The following is a 7794-nucleotide window of genomic DNA, read 5'->3' as shown; positions in this document are numbered from 1 at the left end:
CCCGCGCTCGACTTGCATGTATTAGGCACGCCGCCAGCGTTCGTCCTGAGCCAAGATCAAACTCTCCATAGAAAACTAACTTTTGATTTCATCAAAAGTGTAGTTGCACTTGTGCAAAGAAGAATAAGTAAATATTCTTCTTTGCCAAAAAAGTTTGATATGATTGACACCAATCAATCATATAATGTCTTAGCTTTTAAAAATAGAATTCAGGGGAAAGCAATAAATGCTTTTCCTGTCTTCTTGACATACTGGTTGTTTTGTTCAGTTTTCAAGGATCAAATTTCAACGCCAATCTCAAAATGGCGACTTTATTAATATACCATATCAACATCATGGATGTCAATAGATTTATTAATTTCTTTTTATTGATAACTAAAGTCGCTTTTTTTAGCAACCTAATTAGTATATCATTTGTGAGCTCTCATGTCAAGGAAAGTTTTGATTTCCGTTTCCATGAATATCACCGTTTAACGCGAGCAAATTGCCTCCGTTTTTTGCGGCAAGAACAATAATACAACGACTGCAGGATAAAGTCAATATCATTTCATGTAGATATTTTTTCCATTTTTCCTTCTGTAATTCCCTCTTCCAGTCTTATTTATCAGACATATTCTTTCCATAGAAGATTTCATTCATCTCCGTCTCTAACTGTTTCGAGATTTCATTTTGTCTTTGCTTACTTAAGTTATCCTTTGTGTAACCAAATAGATAATTGTCCAAATCAAAATCTCTAAGTTTACATTTTGTATGGAATATATTCTCCTGGAAGACGTTAACATCGATCATGTCGTATTCAGCTTTTACTTCATCAGGTATGTAGTTTTGTATGGAATTTATATCATGATCTATAAATAACTTATTCCCGTTCTTGTCACGAGTAAAACCTCTTACGCGATAATCCATTGTCATTATATCTGTATCAAAGGAATGAATAAGGAATCTTAGAGCTTTTAGCGGAGAAATTTCCCCACATGTGGAAACATCAATATCAGCCCTGAATGTACTAATCCCTTCGTAAGGATGGTATTCGGGATACGTATGGACAGTAACATGGCTCTTATCAAGCTGTGTTACTACCGAATTAGGTAACGGCCCCGGCGTCTCATCAAAAGCATCAGTCGGAATATCAGCAACCGGCTCCTCCGAAACAAGTAAGGTGACACTCGACCCTTGTGGTTCAAAATCCTGTTTGGAGACATTCAGGACATGTGCTCCAATTATATTTGCAACCTCACTCAATATTTCAGTCAGGCGATTCGCGTTATACTGTTCATCAATGTACTCGATATATGCCTCACGCTCTTCTTTTGTCTCCGTATAACAAATATCGTACATATTAAAACTGAGGGTTTTCGTTAGGTTATTAAAGTCGTGCAGTTCAATTGTGTCTTTTTGGTTCATAACCAATTTACTCCTTATATGTGTTTTCAGGCTGCTCTTTCACTCGTATTATATAGAAGAAAAATCTTTGCGTTATATTTTTCCCTTCTCCTTATAAGTTAAACGTAAATTATAATGGAACGTGTTGAACACAAAAATGCCTGTCACGTAATATGACAGACACTTTGTTTGATTACTATATAAAGATACTAATGATTAACGAAACACCAAATCCGACAAATGCGATTATTGTTTCCATAACTGTCCATGATTTTAATGTATCCTTCTCTGACATTCCAAAGAAACGGTTTACCATCCAGAAACCTGAATCGTTAACGTGTGACGCGATTGTAGCACCGGAAGCTATCGTAATAACAAGTAGTGCCAGCATTGGCCCCCCTATGCCTAGTGTATCAATCACCGGCGTGATAAGACTAGCAGCGGTTACCATTGCCACCGTAGCTGAACCTTGTGCAATCCGGATAGCTGATGCTACTACGAAAGCAAATACAAGGATTGGGATATTAAAGTCACTCATAGATTGAGCAAGGACTTCACCGATTCCTGTTTCAACTAGTACTTGGCCGAAAATACCACCCGCACCGGTGATTAGTATAATGATACCTGCAGGCTCAAGTGCTTTCGTTGCAATTTCCTGGATTTCAGAGCGTGTATAGCCACGACGTGTACCAAGGAAGTAGAAAGTAAGTAATGCTGTAATAGTTAGAGCTACTCCCGGGTTACCAATGAATGATAAAACTGTACGTACCGTGCTCTCTTCCGGAAGTAAAACACCTCCGAATGTGTTTAACAGAATCAGAAACAACGGCAACAGGATAAGTGCTGCAATCATTTTAAAGCTTGGAAGTTCTTTTTCGTATGTTTTCCCTTTTGCCTTTTCAGCAAGGTTCTGCATCATTAATTCAGGTACGGGAACATGAATCTTTTTAGCAATGTAAGAACCAAAAATTGGTCCTGCAATAATTGCAGCCGGTATACCAGCAAGAAGACCGAACAGAATTACCCAACCAAGGTTTGCTCCAAGTAAGGATGATACAGCAATCGGACCTGGAGTTGGCGGCACGAAACTGTGCGTTACGGCCAGACCTGCAAGTAATGGAATACCATAGAATAACAGGGATTTACCTGTTTTCTGTGCAAGACTGTAAAGGATCGGTACTAAAATAACAAAAGCTACATCCAGAAATACTGGAATGGATATAATAAAACCAGTTAACATAAGTGCCCAATTCACTCGTTTTTCCCCAAACTTGTTCATCAGGCTAAGCGCAAGCCGCTCGGCTCCGCCTGAAACCTTCAGTATCTCACCGAACATGGCACCGACACCGATAATAACGGCTATCTCTCCGACGGTTCCACCCATACCAGCCTGGACAGCTTCAAATAGTTCTGATGGACTCATGCCTGCCAGAAGACCAACAATATAACTTACAACGATTAGTGCAATAAAAGCCTGCAGATTCAAACGGATTACCAGAAATAACAGCAGGGCTACGCCGAATGCGGCGAGTAAAATCAATCCTAGTGTAGACATTTAAATTCCCCTCTTCTTAAAATTTTATAGCGTTTACATTTCAGCAATACCTGAACAGCTATCTTCCATATAACGCCCCCTTTTACCACTCAGCTACTGTTCCATCGTCATGACGCCAAACTGGATTCTTCCAGCTGTGCCCTTTTTTAGTGGCCTCTTTGACGCGCTCTTCATTAATCTCTATTCCAAGTCCAGGGCCTTCGGGTATGCTGACATTTCCGTCTTTATATTCAAACACCGAAGGATTTACCAGATAATCAAGTAGGTCACTACCCTTGTTGTAATGAATTCCAAGACTTTGTTCCTGAATCACGCAGTTTGGTGTACATGCGTCAACCTGCAATGAAGCTGCAAGGTTTATTGGTCCCAGTGGTGCGTGCGGTGCCACAGCGACATCGAAAGTTTCTGCCATTGCCGCAATTTTCTTCACTTCCAAGATCCCCCCGGCATGTGAAAGGTCCGGCTGTATTATATCCACTATCCCATCCATCAACATCTGCTTAAAGCCCCAGCGGGTGTAGTTTCGTTCGCCGGTAGCAATAGGTGTCGTTGTATAGCTCGCAATATTTTTGAATGCTTCCAGGTTCTCAACCAGAACGGGTTCCTCAATAAACATCGGTCGATACTGCTCCAGTTCTTTGACAAGAATTTTAGCCATAGCCTTGTGAACCCGACCATGAAAATCAATACCAATCCCAAAGTCACTGCCAACAGCTTCCCGGATTGCTGCCACGCGATTAACTGCAGCTTCCACCTTTTCATGACTGTCGATATAATTCATCTCTTCGGTTCCGTTCATTTTAATCGCCCTGAATCCTGCATCCGCTTTTTCTTTGGCAGCCGCACCAACTTCCTGTGGGCGGTCGCCTCCTATCCAGGAATAAACCTGAATATTGTCTCGAACTGATCCACCAAGCATTTCATATACCGGCATATTATAGTACTTACCTTTTATATCCCAAAGTGCCTGTTCAATTCCTGAAATGGCACTCATGAGAATAGGACCGCCGCGGTAAAAACCTGCACGGTATAATACTTGAAAATGATCCTCTATCTTTCGGGGATCCTTACCAATTAAATAATCCATAAGTTCACGGACAGCTGCTTCGACCGTATGGGAACGACCTTCAACTACAGGCTCCCCCCATCCGCTGATTCCTTCGTCTGTTTCGATTTTAAGAAACAGCCACCTCGGTGGTACTTGGTATAACTCAAAGTTTGTTATTTTCATTGCTGCTCCACATCCTTTATCGCATCAGTGAATTGTCTGGCTTTGTCAGTTATTTCTTTTAATGTTTCCGGATTTACTCCACGTTTTGTATTAACGAGCGCACTGCCAAGACCTGCTGCGACCGCACCTTTTTCAAAATACTCACGGACATTATTCAGGTCGACACTGCCTGTAGGCATCAGCGGAATATGCGGCAATGGTCCATGAATATCTTTTATATAACCGGGACCCACTGTTCCAGCAGGGAATATTTTAATTAAGTCCGCACCATTTTCATATGCGGTTAATACTTCTGTAGGCGTCAAAGCTCCCGGGATACTTACAACCCCGTACCGTTTTGTCATTCTGATGGTTTCCACGTTTACCGTCGGTGAGAAAATAAAGCTTGCTCCAGCCATAATCGCAGCCCGGGCAGTCTCCGGGTCAAGCACTGTTCCAGCTCCAACCACCATTTCATCGCCAAATTCCTCGTTCACCCTCCGGATGAGAGTCTCTACCTCGGGAGTATCGGCGGTGATTTCGAGAATGTGAATTCCTCCTTCATTGAGAGCACCGGCAATCGAGAGAACGTCATCTCCCTTCGCCCCGCGGATTACGGCTACCAGTTTGTGTTCTTTGATTCGTTGAAAAGTATCCATTGTCAAAATAAAACCTCCTATCGGTCTACATCATTCAGATAGTCTCTTTGCATGAAATTCGTAAGCCTTTTCAAATCAGGCAGTCCTTCAACGTCACCATCTGCCATAGTCACCATAGCGCCGACTCCATTGCCTCGCTGGACCGCTTCTTTTATTGCAAGACCATCAATCAGCCCGGAAAGACACCCTGCCGCAAAGCCATCCCCTGCCCCCACAGGGTCTGTAACATCCTCTACCGGAAAACCTGGCACAATTCCACTGAATTCTTCGGAAGCAACGTAGGCTCCTTCTTTTCCAAGCTTCATTATCACGGCCGACGCGCCATTATCAAGAAATGCCTGTCCCAGTGTTTCGTGATCTGACTCCCCGAATAAAAACTCAGCTTCATCAACTCCCGGCAGTACAATATCAGCCATACCGGCAAGCTCTAGAAGCACCTCCCGCGCCCTGGTCTCGCTCCAAAGTTTCCTCCGCAGATTTGGGTCGAATATCACTTTCACACCTGCACTTTTAGCATGTTTCACTGCCTTTAAAACGGTTTCACGACAACTCTCACTTAGTGCAGGGGTAATCCCGGTTATATGGAGGTATTTTGCTTTTGAAATATACGCCTCATCCAAATCGGCTGATGTCATCTTGCTTGCCGCAGAATCTTTCCGGTAATAGCTCACTCTTGCTTCATCAGCAGTTAGTTTTTCCTTGAAAAATAGTCCTGTGGATGCACTGTCATCAAATTTCACTTCACTAACATCCACCCCTTCTCCCCGGATGAACGATAAAATGCGTCTTCCGAATTCATCATTCCCCAGACGGCTGATCCATCCCGCCTGGTGGCCAAGCCTTACCAGCCCAATCGCAACATTTGATTCGGCTCCAGCTATTTTTGTTGAAAAATCGCCAGCATACCGCATCAGGCCGGAAGAAGCTTTAGGGGTGAATAGTACCATTGATTCTCCTAGCGTAATTACATCCATACCCTTCCCACCTTCCTGTTGTTCCATCAAACACATTTAAAACGTTTACATTTTCCTGAGAAAAAAATAAGCTATTATAACCTTTTTAGCGAAATAGCTTCCCGCATATTCTGGAGCGCTTTTCGAGCGTCCTCCTTTTTGGCGATCATCGTATTGGTATATAACGCATCAATAATTGTCAATTGCGCTATTCTTGATGACATTGCCTCAGAACGAAAGTCAATTTCCTCGGACACTGTATACAAGGAAATGTCCGCTTCCTTCGTTAATGGTGACTTGGCGAAGTTCGTTATACTGATGGTAATTACACCTTTTGCCTTTAACGTCTGCAGAATATCCAGCATATCTTTTGTCGATCCAGAGTGCGAAATTAACACCGCAACATCTTGATTGGTCAACTGTGACGCTGACATAAGCTGCATATGTGACTCAAGATGCGCATTCACTTGCAAACCAGTTCGAATAAACTTGTGGAAAGCATCTAGTGCAACAACAGCTGAACCCCCACTACCGAAAAATTCAACTCTATTTGCACCGATGATAGCATCAGTTGCCTTTTGAAATACTGCACCATCCACAATTTGCAGCGTATCTTCAAGTGTTTTGATATTGGACCGGAAAACTTTTTCAGAAACAGATCCAACACTGTCCTCATCGCTTATTTTCTCGTGAATGTCCTTCATTGGCGTGACGATTTCTGCAGCAAGCGCAATTTTGAACGCCTGATATCCTTTGAAGCCAACTCGCTTACAGAACCTGAATACAGTGGATTCAGCAATCTCCAGTTCATCTGCCACCTGGTTAATCGTATTATGGATTATATTCTGGGGATTATAGAGAACATAGTCAGCAATCTTCTTTTCCTTATCACTAAATTTTCCATAGTTACTTCGGATTCTGGCTAACGCATGTTTTTGATTGTTATCCATTTATCTGCTCCCACTTCGAATTTATAAACCGATTATATAAGAAAAAAATTCTTTTATCAATATTGATTATGAAAAAAAATTTGATATACTGGCAGTAGAATCGAAAAAATTCATATTAATGAGGTGTACAACTATGAAGTTAGGCATTATTGGGCTCGGTAAAATGGGATATAATTTAGCATTGAATTTAGTTGACCATGACCATGAAGTTGTGGGATATGATAATAAAAAAGTTGAGGCAGCCGACGAAAAACTGCTTATTAAAGATTCAATTAAAAATCTGGTGGAAGAACTACCATCACCAAAAATAGTCTGGCTGATGGTTCCTGCCGGCGAAATTACAGAAGCAGTAATCAGTGAGCTTACCTCCCTTCTTTCCGAGGGAGATATGGTAATTGACGGCGGGAACTCCAATTACAAGGATACACTCCGGCGGGCTGCTTCATTAAAAGAAAAAGGAATATACTTATTTGACTGCGGAACAAGCGGTGGTACAGACGGCGCTAGAAACGGTGCTTGTACAATGATTGGCGGGGATGTAGAGAAGTTCAAGATAATTGAACCTCTTTTCGAAGACCTCTCTGTGGAGAATGGATACTTATATACCGGCAAAGAAGGAAGCGGTCATTTTCTGAAAATGGTCCATAACGGAATCGAATATGGTATGATGCAGTCAATCGCTGAAGGATTTGAAATACTGAATAAAAGCGAATTTGATTATGATTACGAAAAAGTAGCTAAAGTGTGGAATCATGGGTCTGTAATCCGCTCATGGCTGATTGAACTTATTGAAAACGCATTTTCCAAGGATGCTAACCTTGATCAGCTGCGTGGTGTAATGAATTCCTCCGGAGAGGGAAAGTGGACTGTCGAGTCTGCACTGGATTTTGAAGTTGCAGCTCCAGTAATTGCATTGTCACTGATGATGCGCTACCGTTCCCAGGAGGATGACACATTCTCTGGAAAAGTTGTTGCTGCGCTAAGAAATGAATTCGGCGGCCATGCAGTAGTAAATAAATAATTTCAGCAGAAGGAAAAAGGATGCCGGCAGCACCTTTTTCCTTTTCTATGGCTAGGCGTTTCT

The 7794-nt window shown here is 42.1% G+C and carries 7 protein-coding genes and 1 rRNA gene; 1 reads left to right on the top strand and 7 read right to left on the bottom strand.

Going from position 1 to position 7794, the window contains the following annotated elements:
* The 7 genes from ACFO3D_RS16895 to ACFO3D_RS16865 all read right to left on the bottom strand — a co-directional run.
* Positions 1–72, bottom strand: a 16S ribosomal RNA gene (locus tag ACFO3D_RS16895); the annotation flags it as partial.
* Positions 73–597: 525 nt separating this feature from the next.
* On the bottom strand, positions 598–1404 hold the full coding sequence (gene speD / locus ACFO3D_RS16890) for an adenosylmethionine decarboxylase (RefSeq protein WP_390298850.1): 807 nt from the start codon (positions 1402–1404) through the stop codon (positions 598–600).
* Positions 1405–1579: 175 nt separating this feature from the next.
* Entirely contained in the window at positions 1580–2938 is a 1359-nt protein-coding gene (locus ACFO3D_RS16885) for a GntP family permease (protein WP_390298847.1), read from the bottom strand.
* An 82-nt stretch (positions 2939–3020) separates the two neighbouring features.
* Entirely contained in the window at positions 3021–4169 is a 1149-nt protein-coding gene (dgoD, locus tag ACFO3D_RS16880; protein WP_390298844.1) for a galactonate dehydratase, read from the bottom strand.
* Entirely contained in the window at positions 4166–4807 is a 642-nt protein-coding gene (locus ACFO3D_RS16875; protein WP_390298873.1) for a bifunctional 4-hydroxy-2-oxoglutarate aldolase/2-dehydro-3-deoxy-phosphogluconate aldolase, read from the bottom strand. The genes dgoD and ACFO3D_RS16875 overlap by 4 nt, the downstream gene beginning before the upstream one ends.
* A gap of 17 nt (positions 4808–4824) precedes the next feature.
* Entirely contained in the window at positions 4825–5781 is a 957-nt protein-coding gene (locus ACFO3D_RS16870) for a sugar kinase (RefSeq protein WP_390298841.1), read from the bottom strand.
* A 74-nt stretch (positions 5782–5855) separates the two neighbouring features.
* Positions 5856–6710, bottom strand: a complete 855-nt coding sequence (locus tag ACFO3D_RS16865; RefSeq protein ID WP_390298838.1) for a MurR/RpiR family transcriptional regulator — start codon at positions 6708–6710, stop codon at positions 5856–5858.
* 133 nt (positions 6711–6843) lie between these two features.
* On the opposite strand from ACFO3D_RS16865, the gene gnd reads away from it, so the two are divergent.
* A complete protein-coding gene (gene gnd / locus ACFO3D_RS16860) occupies positions 6844–7731 on the top strand; it encodes a phosphogluconate dehydrogenase (NAD(+)-dependent, decarboxylating) (RefSeq protein ID WP_390298835.1) in 888 nt (295 codons plus the stop codon).
* The last annotated feature ends 63 nt before the right edge of the window (positions 7732–7794 follow it).

Origin of the sequence: Virgibacillus kekensis, from assembly GCF_042654125.1 — a bacterium.
GTDB classification, from domain to species: domain Bacteria; phylum Bacillota; class Bacilli; order Bacillales; family Amphibacillaceae; genus Lentibacillus; species Lentibacillus kekensis.
Note: the sequence above shows the minus strand (reverse complement) of the source record. Positions and strands in the feature narration are given on the sequence as shown.